The sequence below is a fragment of the Stenotrophomonas bentonitica genome (assembly GCF_013185915.1).
Taxonomy (GTDB): Bacteria; Pseudomonadota; Gammaproteobacteria; order Xanthomonadales; family Xanthomonadaceae; genus Stenotrophomonas; species Stenotrophomonas bentonitica.
The window spans coordinates 881,124-904,754 of sequence record NZ_JAAZUH010000001.1 but is presented as its reverse complement, the minus strand read 5'-3'; the positions used below and the strand labels follow the sequence as shown (position 1 = coordinate 904,754).

At 67.0% G+C, this 23,631-nt stretch carries 24 protein-coding genes; 12 read left to right on the top strand and 12 right to left on the bottom strand.

What is annotated here, in order from left to right; all coding sequences use genetic code 11:
* The first annotated feature begins 294 nt into the window (after positions 1-294).
* Positions 295-1,272 (top strand): RluA family pseudouridine synthase, encoded by a 978-nt coding sequence (locus tag HGB51_RS04020; RefSeq protein ID WP_070209669.1) that lies wholly within the window; start codon positions 295-297, stop codon positions 1,270-1,272.
* A gap of 464 nt (positions 1,273-1,736) precedes the next feature.
* Here HGB51_RS04020 and zupT read toward each other — a convergent pair whose 3' ends face one another.
* Genes zupT through HGB51_RS04005 form a run of 3 tightly spaced genes read right to left on the bottom strand, consistent with a single transcriptional unit; the run spans position 1,737 to position 3,340 of the window.
* Positions 1,737-2,546, bottom strand: coding sequence for a zinc transporter ZupT (gene zupT, locus HGB51_RS04015; protein ID WP_171966729.1), 810 nt, complete (start codon positions 2,544-2,546; stop codon positions 1,737-1,739).
* A gap of 21 nt (positions 2,547-2,567) precedes the next feature.
* Positions 2,568-2,993, bottom strand: coding sequence for an energy transducer TonB (locus HGB51_RS04010; protein WP_070209614.1), 426 nt, complete (start codon positions 2,991-2,993; stop codon positions 2,568-2,570).
* 5 nt (positions 2,994-2,998) lie between these two features.
* Positions 2,999-3,340 carry a 4a-hydroxytetrahydrobiopterin dehydratase gene (locus HGB51_RS04005; RefSeq protein WP_070209613.1) on the bottom strand — a complete coding sequence of 114 codons (342 nt, stop codon included), beginning with the start codon at positions 3,338-3,340 and terminating at the stop codon, positions 2,999-3,001.
* A gap of 91 nt (positions 3,341-3,431) precedes the next feature.
* Here HGB51_RS04005 and HGB51_RS04000 point away from each other — a divergent pair, with 91 nt between their 5' ends.
* Together HGB51_RS04000 and HGB51_RS20375 are read left to right on the top strand one after the other, a co-directional pair.
* A complete protein-coding gene (locus tag HGB51_RS04000) occupies positions 3,432-4,031 on the top strand; it encodes an NfuA family Fe-S biogenesis protein (RefSeq protein ID WP_070209612.1) in 600 nt (199 codons plus the stop codon).
* 9 nt (positions 4,032-4,040) lie between these two features.
* Positions 4,041-5,837, top strand: coding sequence for a hypothetical protein (locus tag HGB51_RS20375; RefSeq protein ID WP_070209611.1), 1,797 nt, complete (start codon positions 4,041-4,043; stop codon positions 5,835-5,837).
* A 20-nt stretch (positions 5,838-5,857) separates the two neighbouring features.
* Here HGB51_RS20375 and HGB51_RS03990 read toward each other — a convergent pair whose 3' ends face one another.
* Positions 5,858-6,283, bottom strand: a complete 426-nt coding sequence (locus HGB51_RS03990) for a barstar family protein (protein ID WP_070209610.1) — start codon at positions 6,281-6,283, stop codon at positions 5,858-5,860.
* Positions 6,280-6,759 carry a guanyl-specific ribonuclease gene (locus tag HGB51_RS03985; protein WP_070209609.1) on the bottom strand — a complete coding sequence of 160 codons (480 nt, stop codon included), beginning with the start codon at positions 6,757-6,759 and terminating at the stop codon, positions 6,280-6,282. Before HGB51_RS03985 ends, HGB51_RS03990 begins: the two co-directional genes overlap by 4 nt.
* A 167-nt stretch (positions 6,760-6,926) precedes the next feature.
* On the opposite strand from HGB51_RS03985, the gene HGB51_RS03980 reads away from it, so the two are divergent.
* Positions 6,927-7,538, top strand: coding sequence for a superoxide dismutase (locus HGB51_RS03980; RefSeq protein ID WP_070209615.1), 612 nt, complete (start codon positions 6,927-6,929; stop codon positions 7,536-7,538).
* 131 nt (positions 7,539-7,669) lie between these two features.
* Here the strand turns inward: HGB51_RS03980 and HGB51_RS03975 are convergent, their stop codons facing one another.
* A complete protein-coding gene (locus HGB51_RS03975) occupies positions 7,670-8,461 on the bottom strand; it encodes an endonuclease/exonuclease/phosphatase family protein (protein ID WP_070208506.1) in 792 nt (263 codons plus the stop codon).
* Between the two features lie 188 nt (positions 8,462-8,649).
* On the opposite strand from HGB51_RS03975, the gene HGB51_RS03970 reads away from it, so the two are divergent.
* Both HGB51_RS03970 and HGB51_RS03965 read left to right on the top strand, forming a co-directional pair.
* On the top strand, positions 8,650-10,212 hold the full coding sequence (locus HGB51_RS03970) for a POT-type proton-dependent oligopeptide transporter (protein ID WP_070208505.1): 1,563 nt from the start codon (positions 8,650-8,652) through the stop codon (positions 10,210-10,212).
* Between the two features lie 8 nt (positions 10,213-10,220).
* The gene (locus HGB51_RS03965) at positions 10,221-10,844 is read left to right on the top strand and encodes a rhomboid family intramembrane serine protease (RefSeq protein ID WP_070208504.1); all 624 of its coding nucleotides are present in this window, start codon (positions 10,221-10,223) and stop codon (positions 10,842-10,844) included.
* Here HGB51_RS03965 and HGB51_RS03960 read toward each other — a convergent pair whose 3' ends face one another.
* Positions 10,845-11,021, bottom strand: a complete 177-nt coding sequence (locus HGB51_RS03960) for a hypothetical protein (protein WP_171966728.1) — start codon at positions 11,019-11,021, stop codon at positions 10,845-10,847.
* 212 nt (positions 11,022-11,233) lie between these two features.
* On the opposite strand from HGB51_RS03960, the gene HGB51_RS03955 reads away from it, so the two are divergent.
* The 3 genes from HGB51_RS03955 to cfa all read left to right on the top strand — a co-directional run bounded on the left by HGB51_RS03955 (position 11,234) and on the right by cfa (position 13,589).
* On the top strand, positions 11,234-11,536 hold the full coding sequence (locus HGB51_RS03955) for a GNAT family N-acetyltransferase (RefSeq protein ID WP_070208503.1): 303 nt from the start codon (positions 11,234-11,236) through the stop codon (positions 11,534-11,536).
* Between the two features lie 61 nt (positions 11,537-11,597).
* Positions 11,598-12,458, top strand: coding sequence for a DUF3298 and DUF4163 domain-containing protein (locus HGB51_RS03950; protein ID WP_070208502.1), 861 nt, complete (start codon positions 11,598-11,600; stop codon positions 12,456-12,458).
* A gap of 12 nt (positions 12,459-12,470) precedes the next feature.
* Positions 12,471-13,589: a cyclopropane fatty acyl phospholipid synthase gene (gene cfa, locus HGB51_RS03945; protein WP_070208501.1), complete on the top strand. Its 1,119-nt coding sequence runs from the start codon at positions 12,471-12,473 to the stop codon at positions 13,587-13,589.
* Between the two features lie 130 nt (positions 13,590-13,719).
* Here the strand turns inward: cfa and HGB51_RS03940 are convergent, their stop codons facing one another.
* Complete coding sequence (locus HGB51_RS03940; protein WP_070208500.1) at positions 13,720-15,879, bottom strand: M3 family metallopeptidase; 2,160 nt, start codon at positions 15,877-15,879, stop codon at positions 13,720-13,722.
* A gap of 159 nt (positions 15,880-16,038) precedes the next feature.
* Here HGB51_RS03940 and HGB51_RS03935 point away from each other — a divergent pair, with 159 nt between their 5' ends.
* Positions 16,039-16,521 (top strand): glutathione peroxidase, encoded by a 483-nt coding sequence (locus HGB51_RS03935; protein WP_070208499.1) that lies wholly within the window; start codon positions 16,039-16,041, stop codon positions 16,519-16,521.
* Positions 16,522-16,688: 167 nt separating this feature from the next.
* Here the strand turns inward: HGB51_RS03935 and HGB51_RS03930 are convergent, their stop codons facing one another.
* The 3 genes from HGB51_RS03930 to HGB51_RS03920 form a co-directional block, all read right to left on the bottom strand.
* Complete coding sequence (locus tag HGB51_RS03930) at positions 16,689-17,468, bottom strand: ferredoxin--NADP reductase (RefSeq protein ID WP_070208498.1); 780 nt, start codon at positions 17,466-17,468, stop codon at positions 16,689-16,691.
* Positions 17,469-17,539: 71 nt separating this feature from the next.
* The gene (locus HGB51_RS03925) at positions 17,540-19,405 is read right to left on the bottom strand and encodes an ABC transporter ATP-binding protein (protein WP_070208497.1); all 1,866 of its coding nucleotides are present in this window, start codon (positions 19,403-19,405) and stop codon (positions 17,540-17,542) included.
* Between the two features lie 135 nt (positions 19,406-19,540).
* Positions 19,541-19,984: a carboxymuconolactone decarboxylase family protein gene (locus HGB51_RS03920; protein ID WP_070208496.1), complete on the bottom strand. Its 444-nt coding sequence runs from the start codon at positions 19,982-19,984 to the stop codon at positions 19,541-19,543.
* Between the two features lie 161 nt (positions 19,985-20,145).
* On the opposite strand from HGB51_RS03920, the gene HGB51_RS03915 reads away from it, so the two are divergent.
* Positions 20,146-21,663: a fumarate hydratase gene (locus HGB51_RS03915; protein WP_070208495.1), complete on the top strand. Its 1,518-nt coding sequence runs from the start codon at positions 20,146-20,148 to the stop codon at positions 21,661-21,663.
* A 64-nt stretch (positions 21,664-21,727) separates the two neighbouring features.
* Entirely contained in the window at positions 21,728-22,363 is a 636-nt protein-coding gene (locus HGB51_RS03910) for a glutathione S-transferase family protein (protein ID WP_070208494.1), read from the top strand.
* A 30-nt stretch (positions 22,364-22,393) separates the two neighbouring features.
* On the opposite strand, the gene HGB51_RS03905 is transcribed toward HGB51_RS03910, so the two are convergent.
* The gene (locus HGB51_RS03905; RefSeq protein WP_070208493.1) at positions 22,394-23,551 is read right to left on the bottom strand and encodes a phospholipase A; all 1,158 of its coding nucleotides are present in this window, start codon (positions 23,549-23,551) and stop codon (positions 22,394-22,396) included.
* Between the last annotated feature and the right edge of the window lie 80 nt (positions 23,552-23,631).

Genomic DNA, 23,631 nt, shown 5'->3' with positions numbered 1-23,631 from the left:
CGCTACGACACCACGGCAGGCCGCGGGAGCGCTACATTTTCTTGGTTTGGGTATTACGGGCCGGAGGCAGCTTTCAGCCAGGCTGGAGCGCCACAGGGACATTTTTTCAGCGCAGACGCGTGTCAGGCATCCGGCGATGGCCGGGACTGCCGGTGAGCCGCTAACATGGCCGCCCCGGGGGCGGTGGCTGCGCACTGTGCCGGAATCGAGGGAAGTCGGGCTTCTGGCCCAGAGCAACTTCCAACGAAATCAATCCCTTATCTCGCCCGCCGAGTGTAACAGAATAAAAGGCCAATGACCGACACCGCACCGCCCGCCAAACCCGCTGAAGGCAAGACCAGCGTCCGTCTCCTGACCGTGCCGGAGGACCGTGCCGGCCAGCGCCTGGACAACTTCCTGCTGGGCCAGCTCAAGGGCGCGCCGCGCAGCCTGGTCTACAAGCTGGTGCGCAGCGGCCAGGTCCGCGTCAACGGCGGCCGCGCCAAGGCCGAGCGCAAGCTCGAAGCCGGCGACGAAGTCCGCGTCCCGCCCGTCCGTCTCACCGAAGAGGGAGACAAGGCTGGCCCGCCCGCCGCGTTCATGAAGCGCCTGGAAGACGCCATCGTCTATGAAGACGAGCGCCTGCTCGCCCTGAACAAGCCCTCCGGCGTGGCCAGCCACGGCGGCAGCGGCATCAGCTTCGGCGCCATCGAGACCCTGCGCGCGCTGCGCCCGGGCAAGACCCTCGAGCTGGTGCACCGCCTGGACCGCGACACCTCCGGCCTGCTCATCGTCGCCAAGAAGCGTTCCGCCCTGAGCGAGCTGCAGGCCCTGCTGCGTGAAGACCACGGCGCCGGCATCCGCAAGCGCTACCTGACCCTGCTGGTCGGCCGCATGCCCGACGGCACCATGACCGTCGACGCCCCGCTGCACGTGGGCCTGCGCCAGGGCGGCGAGCGCCACGTCCAGGTCAACGCCATCGGCAAGGAGTCGGTCAGCCATTTCAAGGTGCTGGAACGCCGCGGCGGCCATTCCTATTGCGAAGTCCGCATCGAAACCGGCCGCACCCACCAGATCCGCGTACACGCCCAGCACCTCGGCCACCCGGTCGCAGGTGACGACAAATACGGCGATCCGGACGTCAACAAGCGCCTTCGTGATCAGATCGGCCTGAAACGCCTGTTCCTGCACGCCGCCTCGCTGGAGTTCGCCCTGGACAACGGCAAGACCCCGTACACGCTCAATGCGCCGCTGGCGGACGAGTTGGTGGACGTGTTGAATCGGTTGGGGTGATTGGGGATCCCAATGGGGCCCATGGTTGGTTTATCCGGATCCCAATGGGCCCTCAGCGGTTCGTAGGGTCCGGCCCCAGCCGGACACCGCGCGAAGCGCGGCTCAAGGGTCCGGAGCCGGTGGGTAATCGCTCGCGGCAATCTCCCCGGCGTTTAGACGTACCGAAGACGTCCGTCAGGCGTTCATGACGCCTGATACGCGGTTTCGTTTTGGGTTTTCACCCGGATGCCTGGCCGCAACCGAAGGCATGTCGTGCTCCGGACGCTTGCGCCGCGCTGCGCGCGGTGTCCGGCCGGGGCCGAACCCTACGAATTGCTGAGGGCCCATTGGGATCCGGATAAACCAACCATTACCCCAGACGCATCACGTGCGAATCGGCACCCGAACACCGCGTCACCCACCGATCGCGGTCCCATCCCGGTAGCGCCGGCCGTTGGCCGGCCCAGGCGGTCCCACCCCGCCCGTCACCACTTGAACAACACCAGGCTGATCGCCAGGCTCGCCATGCCCGCCACCAGGCCATACACGGTCTCGTGGCCCTTCGCGTACCGCTTCGCCGCCGGCAGCAGCTCGTCCAGCGCCAGGAACACCATCACCCCGGAAATCAGCCCGAACACCCAGCCGAAGGTGGCGTGATTCAACACCCCTGACAGCAGCACGTACCCGATCGCCGCACCTATGGGCTCCGCCAGCCCCGACAACAGGCTCGCCCCGAACGCATAGAACTTGTTCTGCGTAGCGAAATACACCGGCACCGCGATCGCGATGCCCTCCGGAATGTTGTGGATCGCAATCGCGAACGTCAGCGGCATCCCCACCGACGGACTTTCCAGCGTCGCAAAGAACGTCGCCAGCCCCTCCGGGAAGTTGTGGGCCGTGATCGCCACCGCCGTCAACAGGCCCACCCGCTTGATGTACGCCTTGTTGTTCTCCCGGAACATCGGGTCCTGCTTGTCCAGGCTCTCGTGCGGATTCGGGATCAGATGGTCGATCAGCACGATCAACACCACCCCGCACAGGAACGCCCCCGTCGCATACGCGTACCCGATCCGCGCATCGTAGGCCAGCGTGAACGAATCGATCGCCTTGGTCAGGATCTCCGTCAGCGACACGAACACCATCGCACCGCCCGCAAACGCCAGCCCGAACGCCAGCAGGCGCGGGTTCGGGCGGCGCGAGAACAACACCATCAGACTGCCCAGGCCGGTCGCCAGCCCCGCAGCCAGCGTCACCAGCAGCGCGACCCATACGTTCTCAGAAGAAATATCCAGCATCCGTTCCGGGCCCGTCCCTGGTCAGCCGCCGCGACGCAGTCGTTCTTCCACCGCGAAGCACTCGTCCGGCTTCGGCTGCGGCGGGTTGAAGCTCACCGGCACCTGGATCGTCGTCGGCACCGCCTGGCCCGCGCGCGTGGCCGCCTTGAACTGCCAGCCTTCCACCGCCTTCCGTGCCTGCTCGTCCAGCTGCGCGTTGCCGCTGCCCGACACCACCTGGATCTGGCCCGGCTTGCCGTCCGTACCGACTACCACCTTCAGCGTCGTCGTTCCACCCACCGCCTGGCAGGCCAGCTCGATCGGGTACACCGGCGGCGGCGTCTTCACTGCCGCCACCTCGGTCGGCGGCGCCACCGGCGTAGCCGGCGCCGAAGGCCCGCCACAGGCAACCAGTCCCACCAACACCGCGCCCACAACCCCGGCGCGCACTCCGATATGCATCGTCATAACACTCACTCCGTCAGGCCCGAAGCCTTGGCTGCACAGATGAAGTCGTTCTCGCTCAGCCCACCCACGTCGTGGGTCGAAAAGCGCACCACCGCCCGGTCGTAATGCACCCCCAGGTCCGGGTGGTGGTCTTCCGCATGGGCGATGAAGGCCAGGGCGTTCACGAACGCCATGGTCCGGTAGTAGTCCTTGAAGCGGAACGTCCGGGTCAGCGCCTGGCCCTGTTCGGCCAGCTCCCAGCCCGGGATCTGCGGCAGCAGCTCCGCTACCCGGGCCTCGCCCAGCTTGTGGTCGCTGCCCTTGCGGGGCACGCAGTGCGCCTGGGCCAGCGGAATCAGGTCGGCCATGGAATCCTCCACCTCGTGTATGCCTGAACAATGCGCCGGACGGTGTATAAACCGAATGAGCGCATAACATGTAAGCCGCTAGAATAGCCGCATGATCCAGATCTCCGACACTGCCCAGACCTATTTCCGCAAGCTCATCGAGCGCGAAGCCGTGCCCGGCATGGGCGTGCGCCTCAGCGCCGTCGACGCCGGCACCCCGCGCGCCGACGCCCGGCTGGAGTTCGCCGAACCGTCCGACCTGCTCGGCGACGAGTGGGCCGTGGACTGCGACGGCTTCACCCTGTACGTCGCCGCCACCAGCGTCGCCTGGATGGACGGTGCCGACATCGACATCGTCACCAACGGCACCGGCGGCCAGCAGCTCACCATCAAGGCGCCCAAGATCAAGGGCGAAGTGCCGGCCGAGTCCGCCTCGCTGGTCGAGCGCGTGCGCTGGGTCGTGGAAAACGAAGTCAACCCGCAGCTGGCCTCGCACGGTGGCAAGGTCGCCGTGCAGGAAGTCTCCTCCGACGGCGTCGTGCTGCTGCGCTTCGGCGGCGGCTGCCAGGGCTGCGGCATGGCCGACGTCACCCTCAAGCAGGGCATCGAAAAAACGCTGATGGGCCGCGTGCCCGGCATCACCGCCGTGCGTGACGCGACCGACCATGACAGCGGGCACGCGCCGTACATTCCCCGCGGCACGGCTGCCTGATCGTCCTGCGTGACACTGCGCCGGGCTGACGAGATCCTCCACGCGCTGCTGGCTCGCCAGCCGGAAAAACGCATCGTCGAAAAAACCACCGGCCTCCCTTACGGGTGGGGCCTGTGGCTGCGTTCGATGACGCCGCTGCCGCGCCCGTTCCGCTCCTCCGAAGTCATCGCCGAACTGATCCAGCGCCCGCTGCCCGGTTCGCCCGGCCGCCTGCCGGCGCTGGGCACCGTGCAGGCCATGCGCCGGCTGCTCTGGCAGACCTGGGACCCGGCCCCGCGCGACCAGCGCTGGATGCGCTGGACCTCCGGCGTGGCCAGCCTGCTGCTGCACCTGCTGTTTGCCGCGCTGCTGCTGTGGGTGGCGCTGATCCGCCCGCCGGTGGCGCCGGAGCAGGGCGGCGATGGCGGCCGCATCCAGGTCGAGTTCCTCGGCAGCGGCACCCCGCAGGACAGCGGCGGTGGCGATCCCGCCGAGGCCAGCAGTGCTGCAGCCGCCGCCGCCGCAGCGCAGGCCGCCGCCGCGCAGGCACGCTCGCGCGCGACCGCCAGCACGCCTGCGGCCACCGCGCCGCAGCCGCCCGCACCGCCGTCCACCAGCGACGCCGAACCGACGCCGCCGCCTCCGCAGCCCACCGCGACCGCCGAACCCTCCCCGCCGACCCCCGCGCCGACCCCGGTCGAACAGCCGGTCCAGGCCACCGACGTGGTCGAGGCCACCACCGATTTCGTGGTGCCGCCCACCAGCGTGCCGCGTACCGAAGTACGAGTGATTCCGCGCGAGGCGCCCGAAGTGCAGGTGCGCGAGCGCACCGTCGAGGTGGTGCAGGCGCCGACCCCGACGCCGGTCACCCCGACCCTGCGTCCGGTCGAACCACAGCTGCGCACCCCCGAGCTGGCCGTGCGCGAGCGCGAAGTCACCACCATCACCGCGCCCACCCCGCCGGTGCCCACCGCCGGCCCGCAGGTGGAGATCCGCGTGCCGCAACGCGAACTGCAGGTGCGCGAGCGCGAAGTTGCACCGGCGCCTTCGGTGTCGGTCACCGTAGCGCCGGTGCCGCAGCGTGAGATCACCGTGCCCGGGCGCAGCCCCGAGGTGAGCGTGCGCGAGCGCACCGTGCCCAATGCCGCGCCGCGTCCGGCGCCGGCCACGCCGAGCGCAACGGCCAGCACGCCCTCGGCCACGCCGAGCGCCAGCCCGAACCCGGCCCGCCAGGCCGCGCCGAGCCGCAGCACGGCGTCCACGCCCTCGACCTCGCCGGCACCGGCCGCGCGCCCGGCGCCGAATCCCGGCGACTGGGCCACGCCGGCCAAGGGCGACGACTGGGGCGCAGCCAACCGCAGCCGCGACGGCGAGCGCAGCGGCGCCCAGGCCAACCAGGGTGCCGGCCGCAGCGGCGATGGATTGTTCAACGCCGACGGCAGCGTGCGCGTGCCCGGCCAGGATGGCAGCGGCGACAGTGAGCGCGGCGCGCCCGGCGGCGAGAACGACGGCTGGAGCAAGGAGCGCATCGCGCAGTCCGGCACCTGGCTCAAGCGCCCGCCGTACGATTACACGCCGACCTCGTTCGACAAATACTGGGCGCCGAACGAATCGCTGCTGGCCGAATGGGTACGCAAGGGCATCAAGGCCGTGGAGATTCCGATTCCCGGCACCAGCTCGAAGATTTCCTGCGTGATCTCGATCCTGCAGTTCGGCGGCGGCTGCGGCCTGACCGACCCGAACATGCAGGACCAGCCGGCGGTGGCGCGGCCGCCACCGGATGTGCCGTTCAAGAAGGAATTGCAGGAAGACAACGGAAGTCGATGACGCGTGGCGTCATCGGCGCATCATTCCGCCGATTCGTCGTTCAACGCCACGAACGCCCAGAACGGTACATCCTGCGCGGCCCAAAACTGGCTGCTTTCATCCAGCACTTCCAGCAACGTATCGAAATCCGCTGCCGCATCGCCGCGCAGGCCATCGGCATCGCTGAAGAACAGCGCATAGCCATTCGCCTTGATCCACGACAGGTCGCGCAGGCAATCCACCAGCGCATCCCAGTTGCCGCCAAAGGTCCTCGGAAAATCCAGCTGCGCCGCCATGCGGCTCAGCAGCGTGCGCTTGTCGTGGCAGCCGGCCAGGTCGATGGTGGCCACGCGCAGCCCCGCATCGCGCATGGCTGCGGACAACGGACCGATGTCATCGTTGCCGATCGCGTACACGCCGGCATTGTTGATGTCGTCCAGGCCCAGTTCGAATGCATCGTGATTCATTGCCAGCTCCCGGCAGGTGGGACCTCGAAACTGCGGAAGGTCTCGTAATGGTCGTCGGTGTAGAACCAACCAGTCGGCGGCGTGCCGCCGGTCACGATACGGCGCGCACCACGGTTGCCGGCGCCCGGCGTGTCCACGGTGTACTCGCGGTAGTAACCGCGCGGCCGGTCGGGCAGGCGCTGTTCGCGGTTGCTGAAAACACTGCCGTCCTGGCGGTGCGGATACGGCCCGCCGCGCTGGATCAGCACGATGGTCTGGCGCGCTTCCGGTGGCAGGAAGGCGGGCAGGGCATCTGCGGAACGTTGCGCGGTGGCGCCGGGGTTGGCCGGGGCGCTGGAGGCGGGTGCCGTGCCGGTCTCAGGCTGGGTGAGCGAAGGGGCGAACTGCGGCGCAGGCGCGCGCTGCAGCTGCTTGATGCCGAACAGGCCGCCGACCAGCAGGAGGATGGCGAGCAGGAGGAGTAGGGGTTTGCGCATGGGGTTACTCTACTGCCAGGCAGGGCCTGGCACTACCGCGGGCCGGTGATTTCCTGGCGCGATGCACATTCCCTTACATAGGGGGTTGGTAACCTTCACATCCATCCCCATCATCGACTTCGCAACGCCCGGTCTTCGCCGGGCGAGTGAGCTACCAGGAGAACCACATGGCCTACACCCTCCCCAAGCTGTCCTACGCCTACGACGCGCTTGAGCCGCATATCGATGCGGCCACGATGGAAATCCATCACACCAAGCATCACCAGACCTACATCAACAACGTCAACGCGGCACTGGAAGGCACCGAGTACGCCGACCTGCCGGTGGAAGAGCTGGTCAAGAAGCTGAAGTCGCTGCCGGAAAACCTGCAGGGCCCGGTGCGCAACAACGGTGGCGGCCACGCCAACCACAGCCTGTTCTGGACGGTGATGGCGCCCAACGCCGGTGGCAACCCGAAGGGCGACGTCGCCAAGGCGATCGACGCGGACCTGGGCGGTTTCGAGAAGTTCAAGGAAGCCTTCACCAAGGCTGCGCTGACCCGTTTCGGCAGCGGCTGGGCCTGGCTGAGCGTCACCCCGGACAAGAAGGTCGTGGTTGAGAGCACCGGCAACCAGGACAGCCCGCTGATGGAAGGCAACACCCCCATCCTGGGCCTGGACGTGTGGGAACACGCGTACTACCTGAAGTACCAGAACCGTCGCCCGGAATACATCGGCGCGTTCTTCAACGTCATCGACTGGAACGAAGTCGAGCGTCGTTACCAGGAAGCGATCGCCTGATGACAGGACGCCGGGCACTACGCCCGGCGTTTGCGCAGATCGTAGTGCCGGCCGCTGGCCGGCTCCTCGTGGTACCAAACATCGCGTGGAGCCGGCCAGCGGCCGGCACTACGCGTGATGCGGTCCCGAAATCAGCGTGTTGCGGTTACGTCCTGCAGGCGCAGCGTTGCGATGATCCCCAAGCGGATGCTGCCACCGCCTTCGGACCCTTCCGGTGCGGGCAGCTTGACCGGCTGCAGGCCCTGGCTGGCGAAGTGGGACACCTGGAACAACACGTCCAGGCCGTGCCCGCCGGCTACCCCGACCAGCGAGGGCGGGTCGACCCGCTCACCGGGATTCTTGCGCGCCGGCTGGAAGCCCGGCGAACTGCTGACCAGTTCTTCGGTGTCGGCGGAGAAATCCCCCGCGATCAGCGACGGCAACCCATCGGACGTGGCGCCGATCCAGGTCATCAGGTCGCTGGTCTGGTGCTGGCGCACCGTGGCTTCGTCCGGGTCCGGGCGCAGCCGCGCCACGTAGATGTTGACCAGCTCTTCCTGCAGCTTCACCCGCAGCATGCCGGCGGCGCTGAACTGGCCCGGCGGATGCAGCAGCGTGACCCCGTCCTCGGACACCGGCAGCCGGCTGAGCATGGCGCTGCCATGGCGCAGGCGCTGGCTGGGCGGGTCGGCGGTGACGAAGTCGCAGCTGTAGCGCAGCCGGGTCGCCAGCCAGCAGGCCGGGTTGCGGCCCTGCGACTGCTGCACCCGCTGCACCGCGATCACGTCCGGCTGCAGCCCCTCCAGCACCTGCAGCAGCTGGTCCCGGCGCTGTTCCCACTCGCTGTCGTCGCCCACCGGCAGCTCCAGCGTGGCGATCTTCAGCAGGCGCGGCGCAGGCTCGCCCTGGCGGGCGTCGGCCGACAGGACGGGGGTGGTCAACATCAGGAGCAGGAGCCAGCCGTGCCAGTGTCCTGCGACAACCGTGGGGAGGAGGCGCATAACGATAAGTTTACGCTTGAGCCGTGGACGTGCCGTGACTTCCGTCAAATGTCACGTTCGGCCGCAGCGTGCGCGGCCGGGGACCTTCCGGTAACCTTGCGCCCTTTGAAGCCGCAGGACAGCCCCATAGCATGAGCACGACCGCAGCCGCCAGCGTTGGCACGGGCAAGATGCCGCGCCAGATTCCGTACATCATCGGCAACGAGGCCTGCGAACGGTTCAGTTTCTACGGGATGCGCAACATCCTGGTGCAGTTCCTGATCACCTCGCTGCTGCTGCAGGAGATCACCGCCGATGGCCGGGCCGGCGAGGCCAAGGACATCATGCACAGCTTCATGATCGGCGTGTACTTCTTCCCGCTGCTCGGCGGCTGGCTGGCCGACAAGTTCTTCGGCAAGTACCACACCATTCTGTGGTTCAGCCTGATCTACTGCGCCGGCCACGCCTGCCTGGCGCTGTTCGAGAACAGCCGCGAAGGCTTCTTCTTCGGCCTGGGCCTGATCGCGCTGGGCGCCGGCGGAATCAAGCCGCTGGTGGCCTCGTTCATGGGCGACCAGTTCGACCAGAGCAACAAGCACCTGGCCAAGATCGTGTTCGACGCGTTCTACTGGATCATCAACTTCGGCTCGCTGTTCGCCTCGCTGCTGATCCCGCTGGCGCTGAAGAACCTCGGTCCGCAGTGGGCGTTCGGCATCCCGGGCATCCTGATGTTCGTGGCCACCTTCGTGTTCTGGCTGGGCCGCAAGCGCTACGTGCTGGTGCCGCTGCCGCCGAAGGACCCGCATTCGTTCGGCAACGTGGTGCGCACCGCGCTGTCGGCGCAGGTGCCGGGCAAGGGCCGTCCGGGCCGCACCCTGGCGATCCTCGGCGCGGTGCTGGCGGTGGCCTCGATGGGCCTGGTCGGCAGCCTCGGCATCGTGATCTGCCTGTGCATCGCGCTGGTGCTGGTGCTGGCCGGCGTGGGCGGCGGCACCTGGATCCAGCTCGACCGGGCCCGCGCGGTGCACCCGGCGGAAGCCGTGGAAGGCGTGCGTTCGGTGCTGCGCGTGCTGGTGATCTTCGCGCTGACCACCCCGTTCTTCTCGCTGTTCGACCAGAAGGCGTCCACCTGGGTGTTGCAGGGCCAGCAGATGGCCATGCCGTCCTGGTTCACCGCCTCGCAGATGCAGGCACTGAACCCGCTGCTGGTGATGATCCTGATTCCGTTCAACAACCTGGTGCTGTACCCGGCACTGCGCCGCTTCGGCTTCGAGCCGACCGCGCTGCGCCGCATGACCGCCGGCATTGCCTTCAGCGGCCTGGCCTGGATCGTGGTCGGCGGCATCCAGGTGATGATGGACGGCGGCAACGTCATGTCGATCTTCTGGCAGATGCTGCCGTACGCACTGCTGACCTTCGGTGAGGTGCTGGTCTCGGCCACCGGCCTGGAGTTCGCCTACAGCCAGGCGCCGCAGGCGATGAAGGGCGTGGTGATGAGCTTCTGGAACCTGACCACCACCATCGGCAACCTGTGGGTGCTGCTGTCCAATGCCGCCGTGCGCAATGAAACGGTGACCCACCAGATCGCCAGTACCGGGCTCAGCGAGGCCGCGTTCCTGATGTTCTTCTTCGCCGGCTTCGCGTTCGTCGCGGCGTTGGCCTTCGGTTGGTATGCCAAGCGCTATCGTATGGTCGACAACTACCGCGCTGCCTGAGTACCGACATGACCCCCGTCAATCTGCTGCTGATCGCCATCACCGCCCTGGTTTCGTGGATGGCGTTCAACAACCGCGCGCTGGCCGACCGCCTCATCCTGTGGCCGCCGGCGGTGGACCGCAAGCGCCAGTACGACCGCCTGGTGACCTATGGGTTCATCCATGCCGACTGGATGCACCTGATCTTCAACATGGTCACGCTGTTCTTCTTCGGCGGCCAGATCGAAACAGTGATGGTGGGCCTGACTGGCAGTTACCTGACCTACCCGGCGTTCTACCTGGCGGCGCTCGTGGTGTCGATCCTGCCCAGCTACCTGAAGAACCAGAAGAACCCCAACTACATGAGCCTGGGCGCCTCGGGCGCGGTGTCGGCGGTTTTGTTTGCCTTCGTCCTGCTCAGCCCGTGGAGCAAAATTTTCGTGTTCTTCATCCCGGCCCCGGCGATCGTCTTCGCCGCGTTCTACGTCGGCTACAGCATCTGGATGGACCGCCGGGGCGGGGACCGCATCAACCACAGCGCGCACCTGGCCGGTGCCGCGTTCGGCGTGATCTTCATGCTGGCCATGCGCCCGGAGATCTTCGGGCACTTCCTGGCCGAGTTGAGCAACCCGCGCTTCAGCCTGGGCGGCTGATCACGCGGCGAAGCGCTGGTCGACGCCGTAGGCGCTGAGCAGGCGGGTGTAGACCTCGTGGTCGATCAGGTCGAAGTCCGACCCGTTGGTCTGGCCGTTCAGGGCCAGCTGGAACAGGCCTTCCAGCAGCGAGCTGTCGGCATCGCCGGGCAGGGCAACATCGGGTGCATTGTCCATGTAACGCTCCTTGGGACACGGATGGGGCAGGCAGGAGTCGCAAAAGCCGTGCCAGCTTTTGCGCCCTGTCCGATCCCTATATCGGCTTGAGTCAGCCGAGCTTTAGGGCCAGATGTGACCCGTTACGTCGCCTGTTGCCCCTGTTCAGGCTTCACGCGATCATGGCGCCACGCTGCGCACTATCGCGACAGTCGCCGCAGGAGACACCGCCCATGGCTTCGGTCACCCCGCCCGGATTGGCGTACGAAGTGGAGCACGATCCGGTCCTGCACCGGTTCCAGGCCCGCGTCCAGGGCCATCTGGCCCTGCTGGACTACCAGATCAAGCGCAAGCGGATGGTCATCACCCACACCGAGGTGCCTGAGGCGATCGGCGGAAGGGGGATCGCCGGTGAGCTGACCAAGGTCGCCCTGCGCTATGCCCGCGACAACAAACTCAAGGTCGTGCCCGCCTGCGCTTACGCAGAGAGCTTTTTCGAACGGCACACCGAGTACCAGGATCTGCTCGCGCCCTGAAAAAACAGGCGCCTTTCACGGAAGAAGGAACATCATGACGGGATTCAACGAGGGGATTGCAATGAACATCGCAGGAAACCGCCGCGCGCTGCGTACCGGTGCGCTGGCGTTGGCCGTGGGGCTGGTGCTGCTGGCCGGCTGCAAGCGCGAGCCGGACACCACCGCCGCGCCGACCGAAGGCCCGGCCACCACGCAGCCGGACACCACCGCTCCGCAGGCGACCGTCGACGCACCGCTGGAACTGCGCGACGTCATCGAAAACACGCCGCAGGCCGTGGTTGGCATCAGCTACCCGCCGGACGTGAACCGCTACCCGGGCCTGGCCAAGGCGCTGTCGGACTACGCCACCGCCGCGCGCGGCGAGCTGCAGCAGGCGGTGGACGGGCTGGGCAACGACAAGCCGACCATGCCGTACGAGCTGTCGCTGAGTTTCGAGAAACTGCTGGAAACGCAGCAGATGGTGGTGATCAGCGCCGATGGCAGCCGCTACACCGGCGGCGCCCACGGCGAGCCGCTGGTGGCGCGCTTCGTGTGGCTGCCCGAACAGCAGCAGATGCTTACCGCCGAGAAGCTGATTCCGGATACCAAAGGCTGGGGCGCGGTCAGCGATTACGTGGCCGACCAGCTGCGCGAGCGCGTGGCGACCCGGCTGAGCAGCGACGACATGGAGCCGGGCCAGCAGCAGGAAGCGCTGCGCAGCGCCAGCCGGATGATTGCCGACGGCACCGGCGCCAGCGCCGACAACTTCAGCCAGTTCCAGCCGATCACCGACCCCAACGGCCTGATCACTGCGGTGCGGTTCGTGTTCCCGCCGTACCAGGTGGGGCCGTACTCGGACGGCACGCAGACGGTGGATGTGCCGGCCGCCGTGCTGGTGCCGCACGTGGCGCCGGCCTACGCCGGCCTGTTCGCCAAGGGCTGACGGGGCGGCGACATGGACGGGGGGCTGCAACGGCGGGTAATCGAGTTGCTGCACGAGGCGGACGTCACCGTTGACGGCGGGCGTCCGCACGACATCCAGGTCCACGACCCGCACTTCTACGCCCGGGTCATCGCGCAGGGGTCGCTCGGCCTGGGCGAGAGCTACATGGACGGGCAGTGGGACGCCGCCTCGCTGGACGGGTTCCTGCTGCACCTGATGCAGGCGCACGTGGACGAACGCGTGCACGGCTGGCGCGAGCTGGCCGATGGGCTGAAGGCCCGCCTGTTCAACCTGCAGGCCGGCGGCGGCGGCCTGGAAGTGGGCCGTCGCCATTACGACCTGGGCAACGACCTGTACCACGCCATGCTGGGCAGGCGCATGGTCTACAGCTGCGGGTACTGGGCCCAGGCACGCGACCTCGATGCAGCGCAGGAGGCCAAGCTCGACCTGATCTGCCGCAAGCTTGGCCTGCGCCCGGGCCAGCGCGTGCTCGACATCGGCTGCGGCTGGGGTGAGGCGCTGAAGTTCGCGGCCGAGCGCTACGGGGTGTCCGGCGTGGGCATCACCATTTCGCAGGAACAAGCCGAGTTCGCGCGCGAGCTGTGCGCCGGCCTGCCGATCGAGATCCGCCTGCAGGATTACCACGACGTGGAGGAGCATTTCGATGCGATCCTGTCGGTGGGCATGTTCGAACACGTGGGCGACAAGAACTACCGCGGTTACTTCGAGATGGCGCGGCGATGCCTGAAGGCGGACGGGTTGTTCCTGTTGCACAGCATCGGCAGCAACATATCGCGGCACCGTACCGACCCGTGGATCGCACGCTACATCTTTCCCAATTCGATGCTGCCGTCGGCCGCGCAGATCACCGCCGCGTTCGAGGGGTTGTTCGTGCTGGAGGACTGGCACAGCTTCGGGCCGGATTACGACCGCACCCTGCAGGCGTGGCGGGCGAACGTGGAGGCGGCGTGGGGGCGGCTGGATCCGCAGCGTTATGACGAACGGTTCAAGCGGATGTGGCGGTTCTATCTGGCCGGATCGATGGCGAGCTTCCGCTGCCGGCATGCGCAGTTGTGGCAGCTGGTGTTGTCGCCTGGTGGGGTTCCGGGAGGATATCTGGCACCGCGATGACACGCATGGCGTGTCACTACGCTGCGCCGCGTAGCGACACGCCATGCGTGTCCCCGACCCACTGTGCTGCGTTCGAAAAAAAACCGCCCGGCAGTGCCGGGCGGTTTTCATGTCGCGACTCCCTGGCCGATTACGGCTGGGTCAGGCCACGCTTTTCCAGCAGCGGACCGATCTCCGGCGCATGACCGGCGAAGTCCTGGAACAGCTGCATCGCGTCCACGCTGCCGCCCTTGGACAGCAGGGTCTGGCGGAAATGGTCGCCGTTCTTGCGGCTCAGGCCGCCGTTCTCGCGGAACCACTTCTGGGTGTTGGCATCCAGCACTTCCGACCAGATGTAGGCGTAGTAACCCGCCGAGTAGCCGCCCATGATGTGGCTGAAGTACGGGGTCTTGTAGCGCGGCGGAACCGGCGCGTAGTAGATGCCGTCCTTCTCCAGCGCGGCGCGCTCGAAGGCCATCACGTCCTTGGCTGCCGGCACCTGGTCCGGACCGATCTGGTGCCAGCGCTGGTCGAGCATGGCCGCACCCAGGTATTCGGTGGTGGCAAAGCCCTGGTTGAACTTCGACGCGGCCAGCACCTTGTCCAGCAGTGCCTGCGGCATCGCGGTGCCGTTGCGGTGGTCCTTGGCGTAGTTCTTCAGGATCAGCGGGTTGTCGGCCCACATCTCGTTGACCTGCGAGGGGAACTCGACGAAGTCGCGCGGCACCGAGGTGCCCGAGAAGTACGGGTACTTCACGTTCGAGAACATGCCGTGCAGGGCGTGGCCGAATTCGTGGAAGGTGGTGGTCACTTCATCCCAGGTCAGCAGGGTCGGCTGGCCGGCCGGCGGCTTGGGAATGTTGAGGTGGTTGGCCACCACCGGCTTGAAACCGGTCAGCGCCGACTGCGAAACGTAGGAGTTCATCCACGCACCGCCACGCTTGGAGGCGCGCGCGTACGGGTCGAAGATGAAGATCGCCAGCTGGCTGCCGTCGGCGTCGAACACGTCGTACACGGTCACGTCGTCGTGGTAGACCGGCAGGTCGGTGCGCTGCTTGAAGCTCAGGCCGTATTCCTGGTTGGCGGCGAAGAACACGCCGTTTTCCAGCACGTTCTTCAGCTCGAAGTACGGCTTGAGCTGGGACTCGTCGAAGTTGTACTTGGCCTGGCGCACCTTCTCGCTGTAGTAGGCCCAGTCCCATGCTTCGAGCTGGAAGGTCGGCTTGCCCGCGGCCTTCTGTTCCTTGTCGATCATCGCCTGCAGGTCGGCGGCTTCGCGCTTGGCGTTGGCCACCGCGGCCGGGGCCAGCTGGCCCAGCATGGCGTTGACCGCTTCCGGGGTCTTGGCGGTCTGGTTGGTCAGGTTGTAGGCCGCGAAGTTCTCGAAGCCCATCAGCTTGGCCTTGTCGGCACGCAGCTGCATGATGCGCGCGACCAGCGCGGTGTTGTCGAACTCGCCACCGCGGCTGCCACGGGTGACCGAGGCGTCGTAGATCTTCTTGCGAAGGTCGCGGTTGGTCAGGTTGGTCAGCGGCGGCTGGCCGGTGGTGTTGAGCAGCGCGATGACGTACTTGCCGTCGAGCTTGCGCGCCTTGGCGGCTTCGGAGGCGGCGGCGATCTGCTCGTCCGACAGGCCGTCCAGCAGCTTGACGTCGTCCACGGTCACGGCCGAGGCATTCACTTCGTTCTGCACGTTCTGGCTGAACTTGGTGCCCAGGCTGGCCAGCTCGGCGTTCATCGCCTTGAGCTTGGTCTTGTCGGCTTCGTTGAGCTTGGCGCCGGCGCGGACGTAGCTTTCGTAGTACTTCTCGACCAGGCGCACGCCTTCGGCGTCCAGGCCGAGCTGGGTGCGGGTGTCATACAGGGCCTGGATGCGGTCGAACAGCTTGCCGTTCAGCGCGATCGCATCGCTGTGCGCGGCGAACTTGGCCGAGTAGTCGGCCTGCAGCTTCTTGCGGGTGTCGTTGGTATCGGCACCGACCAGGCTGAAGAACACGGTGGTGGCGCGGTCCAGGGTGTCACCGCTCTTTTCCAGGGCGATGAGGGTGTTTTCGAAGGTCGGCTTGGCCTTGTTGTTGGCGATGGCCTCCACTTCCTTCAGCTGCTGGGCCATGCCGGCGTCGAAGGCGGGAGCGAAGTCGCTGTCCTTGATCTTGTCGAACTGCGGGTAGTGCAGCGGCAGCGGGCTGTCGGCGAAGAACGGGTTGGCCTGCTGGGCGGCGTTGGCGGCCGGGGTGGCGGCAACGGCGGAATAGGCGGGCAGGGCAAGGCCGAGGGTCACGGCGACAGCGAGGGCAAGACGGGTGGTCAAGGGGAAATCTCCGGTCAGACAAGTGCCCGAGGTTAACCCGGGGTGATGGCCCCGGGCTTGTGTCGAAAGGCATGTGTAGGCGAGGGTTTCGAACCGGTAGAGCCACGCCCTGCGTGGCTGCGGCCTACAATCACCCTATCCCCACTCCGGAGCACGACCATGACCACCGCATTCGATTTCTCGTTCGTGGACCTGGACGGCCAGCCGCAGCCGCTGGAGCAGTACCGGGGCAAGGCCCTGCTGCTGGTGAACGTGGCCAGCAAGTGCGGCTTCACGCCGCAGTACGAAGGCCTGGAGACCCTGTGGAAGGAGTACCGCGAACGCGGCCTGGTGGTGATCGGCTTCCCGTGCGACCAGTTCGGGCACCAGGAGCCGGGCAACGCCGACGAGATCCGGAATTTCTGCTCGCTGACCTACGCGGTGGACTTCCCGCTGTCGGAGAAGATCGAGGTCAACGGCGACGGCGCACACCCGCTGTGGACGTGGCTCAAAAAGGAGAAAACCGGCCTGCTCGGCTTGAGCGCGATCAAGTGGAACTTCAGCAAGTTCCTGATCGGCCGCGATGGTCGGGTGCTCGAGCGGTATGCGCCCACGGATAAGCCGGAAAACCTGCGCGGAGACGTGGAGGCTGCGTTGGGGTGAACGTGGGACACGCATGGCGTGTTTCTATGCTGGGGCGGCGGGGTCTGCGCGGGACACGCATGGCGTGTCTCTACGCTGGGGCGGCGGGGTCTGCGCGGGACACGCATGGCGTGTCTCTACGCGTAGTGACACGCCATGCGTGTCCCTCGCGGATCACCCGGCGCCGGTTATTTCTCTACAAACGCGCGCTCGAACACGTAATGTCCCGGCGTGCCGATGCGCGGCGAGGTCTGGAAACCGCGGGCGTCCAGCACGTGGCGCAGGTCGGCCAGCATCTGCGGGCTGCCGCAGATCATCGCGCGGTCGTTTTCCGGGTTCAGTTCCGGCAGGCCCAGGGTGCGCTGCATCTCGCCGCTTTCCATCAGCGAGGTCAGGCGGCCCTGGTTCGGGAACGGCTCACGGGTGACGGCCGGGTAATACAGCAGCTTGTCGCCGATCATCTCGCCCAGGAACTCGTGCTCGCGCAGTTCCTTCTCGAACAGCTCGCGATAGGCCAGGTCCTTCTCGAAGCGCACGCCATGGGTGAGGATCACCTTGTCGAAGCGCTCGTAGGTTTCCGGGTCCTTGATCACCGACAGCCACGGCGCCAGGCCGGTGCCGGTGCCCAGCAGGTACAGGTGCTTGCCGGGGTGCAGGTCGCTGATCAGCAGCGTGCCGGTGGGCTTCTTGCCGACCAGCACCTTGTCGCCCGGCTTGATGTGCTGCAGGCGCGAGGTCAGCGGACCGTCCTGCACCTTGATGCTGAAGAACTCCAGGTTCTCTTCCCAGTTGGCGCTGGCGATCGAATACGCACGCAGCAGCGGCCGCGCCTCGGTTTCCAGCCCGATCATGACGAACTGGCCATTCTCGAAGCGGAAACCGCTGTCGCGGGTGGTGGTGAAGCTGAAGTAGGCGTCCGTCCAGTGACGGACTTCAAGCACCGTTTCGGCACCAAAAGCGGAAGACATGGGGGTGGGGTCTGATCTGTGTTGTCGGGGGTATTCTAGCCCAAATGAGATAAATTCTCATTGAACCCCATTCAGCGGTATCCCGCCGCCTGCAATTCGAACAACTCCGCATACCGTCCACCCTGCGCCATCAGCTCGGCATGGGTGCCGCTGGCCTCCAATCGGCCCTCGGCCAGCACCAGGATCCGGTCGGCCATGCGCACCGACGAGAACCGGTGCGAGATCAACACCGCCGTGCGGTTGTCGGACAGCTCCTTGAAGCGCTGGAACACCTCGAACTCGGCGCGCGCGTCCAGCGCGGCGGTGGGTTCGTCCAGGATCATCACCTGCGCGTCGCGCATGTACGCGCGCGCGATGGCGATCTTCTGCCACTGCCCGCCGGACAGGTCCACGCCCTGCTTGAACCGGCGCCCGATCAGCTGCTCGTAGCCCTGTGGCAGTCCCTCGATCACCTCGTCGGCCATGCCGCGCCGCGCCGCGTCGCGGATGCGCGCGTCGTCGGTCATCGCCTCGACCAGGCCCACCCCGATGTTCTCGCCGGCGGTCAGGTTGTAGCGCACGAAGTCCTGGAAGATCACCCCCATGTTGGCGCGCAGGTCGTCCAGGTCGTACTCGCGCAGGTCGCGCCCATCGAGCAGGATGCGGCCCTCGTCGGGGTCGTACAGCCGCGCCAGCAGCTTCACCAGGGTGGTCTTGCCGGCGCCGTTCTCGCCGACCAGGGCCAATACTTCGCCGGCGCGCAGCTCGAAATCCAGGTGGCGCACCGCCCACGCCTCGGCATCCGGATAGCGGAACCCCACGTTCTCGAACACGAAGCCCCGGGTGATCGGCTGCGGCACCGGCACCGCGTCGGCGCGCGAATGGATTTCCGGCTCGATCTCGAAGAATGAGTACAGGTCGTCCAGGTACAGCGCCTGGCTGGCCACCTGGGAGAACCCGATCAGCAGGCCTTCCAGCAGCTGTCGCAGGCGCAGGAAGCTGCCGGCCAGGAAGGTCAGGTCGCCGATCGAAAAGTCGCCGCGCACGGTGCGCCAGGCGATGTAGGCATAGGCGGTGTAGTAGCCCAGCGTGCCCAGTCCGGCCAGCAGCGTGCCCCAGAACGCGCGGCGGCGGGCGAGGGCACGGTTGGCGAGGAAGAACTTCTCGGCAAGGAACCGGTAGCGGTCGATCAGGAACCGGTGCAGGTTGAAGATCTTCACTTCCTTGGCCGTTTCCACGCTGGCGCCGATCTGGCGCAGGTAGTCGAGCTGGCGGCGCTCGGGGGTCCACTGGAAGTTCAGGCTGTAACCGGCCGCGTTGAAGTGCGACTCGCCGATGAAGGCCGGCACCAGCGCCACCGCCAGCAGCAGGATCAGCCATGGCGCGTACATCAGCAGGCCGACCGCCAGGCTGGCCACCGTGATCAGGTCCTGCACCTGGCCGAACAGCTGGCTCATCAGGCTCATCCGGCCCATGGTCTGGCGTCGGGCGCGGTCCAGCTTGTCCTGCAGGTCCGGGTCCTCGAAGTCCTCCAGGTCCAGCTCGGCGGCGTGTTCCATCAGCCGCACGCTGGTGACGTTGGTGAACAGCTCCGAGAGCAGCGCATCGGCGTAACTGACGATGCGGCCGAGCAGGTCCGAGGCGATCGCCAGGCCGAATTCGAGCGCCAGCAGGCTCAGCAGCGGATTGAGCAGCCCGCTGGAGAGGGCCTCACCGAAGGGCGGGAAACCGGCCTCGTGACGGCTGAGCAGCAGCGCGGCATCGATGATGAGCTTGCCCACGTACAGCATCGCCACCGGCAGCAGCGCGCGGATGACGCGCAGGCCCAGGCTGGCCGTGGCCAGCGCCGGACTTGTCTGCCAGACCTGGCGCAGGAACGGGGGCAGGTTGCGCATCGCCTTGAAGCGTTCGCGCAGGCTGGGGTTTTTCTGGGGAGGCGCAGGAGGCATGCGGGCCATTGTGCACCGGCCCCCGTCGACGCGTAGTGCCGGCCGCCGGCCGGCTCCCCATGCTGCTGGCCATCGCCTGGAGCCGGCCGGCGGCCGGCACTACGACGGGTCGATCGGTTCGAGAGGGTTTTGGTCACCCACCCTTTACGGCAGCGGCGGCAGCAACCCCGCGCCAAGCCGGTTCCAGGCATTGATCACCGCGATGCCCATGCTCAGGTCGCTGATGCCCTTTTCATCGAAATGCGGCGCCAGCGCGTCGAAGGCCGCGTCCGACGGTGCCGCCGTGCTCAGCCGGGTCAGGGCCTCGGCCCAGCCCAGGGCGGCCTTTTCGCGCTCGTCGAAGAACCGGCTCTCATGCCAGGCCGGCAGGGTGTCCAGCTTGCGCGGCTCGATCCCGCCCTTGCGCAGCGCGGTGCCGTGCATGTCCATGCAGTAGCCGCAGCCGTTGATCTGCGACACGCGCAGGAACACCAGCTCCATCAGGGTGGGGTCGATCGAACTGTCATGCACGGCCTTGCTGGTGGCCAGCAGGCCCTTGAAGGCGTCGGCGGCCAGGCGGGCATAGGGGACGCGGGGGGAAGCGGACATCGGGAAACTCCGTGACGGCCGGAATGGGCGTCTTCATAGGGTAGACGGATCAGGGGCCGGCGCCGTGACATTCCCGGGCGGGATCGATTCTCAACACCGATCCGCGACAGGGGTAAAATGGCCGGCTTACCCCCCGCCAGCCCCGAGCAAGCGAGCATTACGTGACATCGATCAAGCAGGAAGACCTCATCCAGTCCATCGCCGACGCGCTGCAGTACATCTCGTACTACCACCCGGTCGACTACATCAAGAGCCTCGCCGCCGCCTACGAGCGCGAAGAGTCGCCGGCCGCGAAGGAAGCGATGGCCCAGATCCTGATCAATTCGCGGATGTGCGCCGAGGGCCACCGCCCGATCTGCCAGGACACCGGCATCGTCACCGTGTTCCTGGAAATCGGCATGAACGTCCGCTGGGACGACGCCACCATGGGCGTGGAAGACATGGCCAATGAAGGCGTGCGCCGCGCCTACAACCATCCGGACAACAAGCTGCGCGCCTCGGTGCTGGCCGACCCTGCCGGCAAGCGCGTCAACACCAGGGACAACACCCCGGGCGTGGTGAACGTCAAGGTCGTGCCCGGCGACCACGTCGACGTGATCGTTGCCGCCAAGGGCGGTGGTTCCGAAGCCAAGAGCAAGTTCGCCATGCTCAACCCGTCCGATTCCATCGTCGACTGGGTGCTCAAGACCGTGCCGACCATGGGCGCCGGCTGGTGCCCGCCGGGCATGCTGGGCATCGGCATTGGCGGCACCGCCGAAAAGGCGATGCTGCTGGCCAAGGAATCGCTGATGGAGCCGATCGACATCAACGAGCTCAAGGCGCGCGGCGCCTCCAACCGGGCCGAGGAACTGCGCCTGGAGCTGTACGACAAGGTCAACGCGCTGGGCATCGGCGCGCAGGGCCTGGGCGGCCTGACCACCGTGCTGGACGTCAAGGTCAAGGACTTCCCGACCCACGCCGCCAACCTGCCGGTGGCGATGATCCCCAACTGCGCCGCCACCCGCCACGCCCACTTCACCCTGGACGGCAGCGGCCCGGTGATGCTGGACCCGCCGTCGCTGGAAGACTGGCCGCAGATCACCTATGACGCCTCCAAGGGCACCCGCGTCGACCTGGACACCATTACCCCGGAAGACGTGGCCAGCTGGAAGCCGGGCCAGACCCTGCTGCTCAACGGCAAGCTGCTCACCGGCCGCGACGCCGCGCACAAGCGCATGGTCGACATGCTCAACAAGGGCGAGCCGCTGCCGGTCGACCTGAAGGGTCGCTTCATCTACTACGTGGGCCCGGTCGATCCGGTGCGCGACGAAGTGGTGGGCCCGGCCGGTCCGACCACCGCCACCCGCATGGACAAGTTCACCCGCCAGGTGCTGGAGCAGACCGGCCTGCTGGGCATGGTCGGCAAGGCCGAACGCGGCCCGGCCGCGATCGAGGCGATCCGCGACAACAAGTCGGCCTACCTGATGGCGGTCGGCGGTTCGGCCTACCTGGTCTCCAAGGCGATCAAGGCCGCCAAGGTGGTGGGCTTCGCCGACCTGGGCATGGAAGCGATCTACGAATTCACCGTGCAGGACATGCCGGTGACCGTGGCGGTCGATTCCACCGGCGAATCGGTGCACATCATCGGCCCGCGCGAGTGGCAGGCAAAAATCGGTCAGATCCCTGTGGTTGTGGCCTGACACCTGCGATCCGGTGGGTAGCGGCGCAGGCATAATCGGGGTTTCCCGACTGCAGGCGCCGCACATGGCCACCACGCTGTATGGATCGTCCAGCACCGCCTCACTGGTGGTGCATTGGCTGTTGATCGAGCTGGGTATCGCGCACGAACTGGTGCTGCTGGATTTCGATACGCGCGAGCAGAAGGGCGCCGATTACCTGGCGCTCAATCCCGCTGGACGCGTGCCGACGCTGGTCATGGAAGGGCAGGTGTTCACCGAAGCGGCGGCAATCGCCCTGCACCTGGCCGATCTGCATCCGCAGGCCGGGTTGCTGCCGGCGCCGGGTACCCCCGAACGTGGCCAGGCCTACCGCTGGATGTTCTGGTGCGCCAACACGCTGCAGCCGGCGTACCGGGCGTGGTTCTACGCCAGTGAGCCGGCCGGCGAGGCCAATACCGAGGCCACCCGTGCGATGGCCCGACAGCAGCTTGAAGCGGCTTGGGCGCAGATGGCGGAGCACCTGGAGAGCAACGGACCGTACGTGCTGGGCGAGCGCCTGAGCGTGGTCGATTTCATGCTGGTGATGCTGATGCGCTGGTCGCGAAACATGCCGCGACCGAGCGATTCGTGGCCGGTGTTGAAGGCGTTTGCGGACCACATGAAGGCGCGGGCCGCATTCGCCGAGGTTTATCGGCGCGAGGGGATTTCCGATTGGCGGTAGAGCCACGCCCTGCGTGGCTGCACCGCAACCTCAATACCACTCCAGCAACGACACACCCACGCCCACATACGTGGCCTTGTGGTTGTAATCGATCATGCTCTCGCCGTACCCGTCGAAGATCTGCACGTGCCCGCGCAGCAGGTTGCTGATCGGGAAGCCGTAATCCAGCTGCAGCGCGCCATGCGAGCGGTCGCCACCGCGCAGCGAATGCCGCGCCATCAGCGAGACTTCGTGGCCATTGCGGTTCCAGGTCAGGGTCGCGTCGCCGCGGCCCATGTAATCCTCGATATCCGGGTTGTTGTCGTCTTCGCGGTCTTCCGGCAGGCGGTACCAGGGGCGCAGCACCAGCGCCCAGTTCTCGCGGTCCAGGCCGATGGTGGCGATCACCCGGTTCCAGCTGCGCGACAGCGGATCGGCGCGGCCGTTGGACATGTGGGTCAGGCTGAGCCCGCTCATGCGCCCGCGCCAGCCACCGATCGAGTAGCCGTTGCGGAACATCATCATGATTTCCGGCTCGTAATTGGTTTCGCGGAACGGGCGCGAGTTGTCGGCGTTGTAGGCCTGCCAGCGCGAACTCTGGGTGTACCCGGCCCAGATGTCGCCGTTGTCGCCGAACACGTTTTCCCACACCTTGGTCTTGAAGCTCAGCTGGAACTTCAGCTCGTTGCTGTCCAGCTGCTGCGGCGTGGTAACCGTGTTGTCGGGATTCGGCGACTGCGGCATCTGGTTCTTGTCGCTGGTCCAGAACGCAGGCAGCAGGTACACCGGCTTGTAGGCCCGCAGCTGGAAGGCGCCCAGCTTGGAGTCCTGCGCCAGTTCCCAGCGGCTGTCCAGCAGCGAGCCCTTGCCGGCATTGGCCAGCGCGGCTTCGTGACCGTCGTTCTTGAAGACCTCGCCCACGCGCTGCTTGACCCGTTCGGTCGCCGGGGCGTCAGGCGTGCGCGCCGCCGCGCGTTCCTCGCGCCGTTCCTGCTTGGCCGCGATCGCTGCCGCGTCGGCCGCCTGGGTGGTTTCCGCGGTCGGCCGGAACAGCTTGTCGTAGCAGGCCAGGCGCGCCGCGTCGGTGCTCACCTGCGAACAGGCCTCGGGCGAGGCCGGGCTCGGCGAGGCCTCCTGTGCGGCCACGGGCAGGCTCGCGGTTGCCAGGGCCAGGGCGGAGAACAGGGCCGAACGGGGGCGGTGGGTCATGGGGACTGGCCGATGAATGAGGGGAGAGCCGGAACAGTGTGGCGGCTGCCCCGGATTCCCGCCAGCGCGCGCAAGAACGC